The organism is Pseudomonas sp. SDT291_1_S447, from assembly GCF_054070155.1.
This window is the reverse complement of the sequence record NZ_JBSVXS010000240.1, coordinates 1-2549: the sequence shown is the minus strand read 5'-3', so window position 1 is coordinate 2549 and position 2549 is coordinate 1. Positions and strand designations below refer to the sequence as shown.

Annotated in this window: 3 protein-coding genes; all 3 read right to left on the bottom strand. The window is 62.1% G+C overall.

Annotated elements, in window-relative coordinates; all coding sequences use genetic code 11:
* Positions 1-44: 44 nt before the first annotated feature.
* Positions 45-422 carry a hypothetical protein gene (locus ACW9IR_RS29155; RefSeq protein WP_016985110.1) on the bottom strand — a complete coding sequence of 126 codons (378 nt, stop codon included), beginning with the start codon at positions 420-422 and terminating at the stop codon, positions 45-47.
* A 75-nt stretch (positions 423-497) separates the two neighbouring features.
* Positions 498-1307 (bottom strand): putative RNA methyltransferase, encoded by an 810-nt coding sequence (locus tag ACW9IR_RS29150; protein WP_064393203.1) that lies wholly within the window; start codon positions 1305-1307, stop codon positions 498-500.
* Positions 1307-2458 (bottom strand): succinyl-diaminopimelate desuccinylase, encoded by a 1152-nt coding sequence (gene dapE / locus ACW9IR_RS29145; protein ID WP_457466058.1) that lies wholly within the window; start codon positions 2456-2458, stop codon positions 1307-1309. Before dapE ends, ACW9IR_RS29150 begins: the two co-directional genes overlap by 1 nt.
* Between the last annotated feature and the right edge of the window lie 91 nt (positions 2459-2549).

Sequence of the window (2549 nt, the reverse complement as noted above, 5' to 3'; positions counted from 1 at the left end):
CACATGACCCTGTAGGAGCTGCCGAAGGCTGCGATCTTTTGCTTTTATGCAGTTTTCCAGGTGATTTCTTCTTCACCGTCTTCGCTGATGCGCATCCAGCGATCCGCCGTTTCCTCGCCTTCTTCCTCCACCCACGTCCCCGGTGCACAACGCACTTCGACGTTCAGCGCAGCGAATGCGGCGCGGGCGCAGGCGATGTCGTCGTCCCATGGGGTCTGGTCGCTTTCCAGGTACAGGCTGTTCCATTTGCCCACGGCTTTCGGCAGCCAGGTCACCGGCACGTTGCCGGCCTTGCACTTGTAAGTCTGGCCTTTCTGTACCCAGTCACTGCACGGGCCCAACGCGGCGCCCAGCCAAGCCGAAATGGCCTTGTGGTCGACGTCGGCGTCTTTCAGGTAAATCTCGATGTCCGGTTGGCGCATGGATGTCCTCACTGCGGGTCTGAAAAATCCATTCGCGGATTTAGCCGGCCCCGGGCACTCGCCCGAGACCAAAAGTTATTGAAGAACGAAATAATCGTAGCGCATCGATACGGTGGTCTCGAACGGCTCGGCCTGCTCGATCACCGCCGCACGACGCTCGGCACTGGCGCGCCAGCCGTGGGGTGTCATCGCCAACAGGTTGGCGCGATCCTCGGGCTTGTCCAGCGTCAGCTTGAATTCCAGGGTTTCACTGTGCGCCAACGCCATGCCTTGCGGCACCAGGGCCAGATGCTTATCGTCGGTGTATTCGCGCACTTCGTCGTACAGGCGTTCGCGCAGTTCCATCAGATGGCCGCTGGTCGGGCCGACTTTCATCAGACCACCGCCGACGCTGAGCAGACGCTTGGCTTCCTCCCAGTCCAGTGGACTGAAAACGCTGGCGAGAAACTGGCAACTGCCCGACGCCAACGGCACACGGGCCATGCTGGCGATCAACCAGCTAATCGCCGGGTTACGCTTGCAGGCGCGTTTGACTGCTTCGCGGGAAATATCCAGCGCGTAGCCATCGGCGTTCGGCAAGGCCTCGGCAATTTGCGCGGTGTAATAACCCTCGCCACAGCCGATGTCGACCCAGCGATCCGGCGCGTAACTCGCCGCCAGCTCGGCCAGACGCTTGGCCACCGGCGCGTAATGGCCAGCGTTCAAGAAGTCGCGACGCGCTTCGACCATGGCTTGGTTGTCGCCAGGATCGCGGCTGTTCTTGTGCTGCACCGGCAACAGGTTCAGGTAACCCTGTCGCGCGCGGTCGAAGCGGTGGCCGGCGGGGCAGACCACGCCGTTGTCCACCGCATTCAGTGGTTCACTGCAGATGGGGCAAGCGAGCATCAGGCGAGCAACTTGATCAGGGTCTGGTAGTAGATCTCGGTCAGTACGTCGAGATCCGCCGCCAGCACGCGTTCGTTGACCTGGTGAATGGTCGCGTTGACCGGGCCCAGTTCAACAACCTGCGTGCCCATGGTCGCGATGAAACGGCCATCGGAAGTACCACCGCTGGTCGACGCTTTGGTCTCACGGCCGGTGATGTCCTTGATGCTTGCCGACACCGCGTCGAGCAGTGCGCCCGGTTCGGTGAGGAACGGCAGGCCGGACAGCGCCCAGTCGATGTGCCAGTCCAGATCGTGCTTGTCGAGGATATCGGCAACGCGCTTCTGCAGGCCTTCAACGGTCGATTCGGTGGAGAAACGGAAGTTGAACACCGCCACCAGATCACCTGGAATCACGTTGGTCGCGCCGGTGCCGGAGTTGACGTTGGAGATCTGGAAACTGGTTGGCGGGAAGAAATCGTTGCCGTGATCCCAGTGCTCGGCGGCCAGTTCGGCCAGCGCCGGAGCGGCGAGGTGGATCGGATTCTTCGCAAGGTGCGGATAGGCGATGTGACCCTGAATACCTTTGACGGTGAGCTTGGCGCCCAGCGAGCCGCGACGGCCGTTTTTCACCACGTCGCCAACCAGGGTGGTGCTCGACGGTTCGCCGACGATGCACCAGTCCAGGCGCTCGTTACGCGCGGCCAAGCGTTCGACCACTGCTTTAGTGCCGTGGTGCGCCGGGCCTTCTTCATCGCTGGTGATCAGAAACGCGACCTTGCCCTTGTGGTTCGGGTAATCGGCGACGAAGCGCTCGGCGGCGACAGTCATCGACGCCAGGCTGCCTTTCATGTCCGCCGCGCCACGGCCGCAGAGCATGCCGTGTTCGTCGATCAGCGCGTTGAACGGGTCGATCTGCCACGCGGTGACCGGGCCGGTCGGCACCACGTCGGTGTGGCCAGCGAAGCACAGCACCGGGCCATCGTTGTTGCCGTGGGTGGCCCAGAAGTTATCCACATCTTCGATACGCATCGGCTCGAGAGTGAAACCGGCATCGCCCAGGCGCTGCATCATCTGCTTCTGGCAATCGGCGTCGACCGGCGTCACGGACGGACGGCGGATCAGGTCGATGGCGAGTTGGAGGGTCGGCGAAAGGTCGGCGTGGGCCGTCATGGAAAACTCCGAAGATCATGAATGTGGGCGCGGACTAACTGTAGGAGTGAGCCTGCTCGCGATAGCGGTGTGTCAGTCAACGTAACTATTG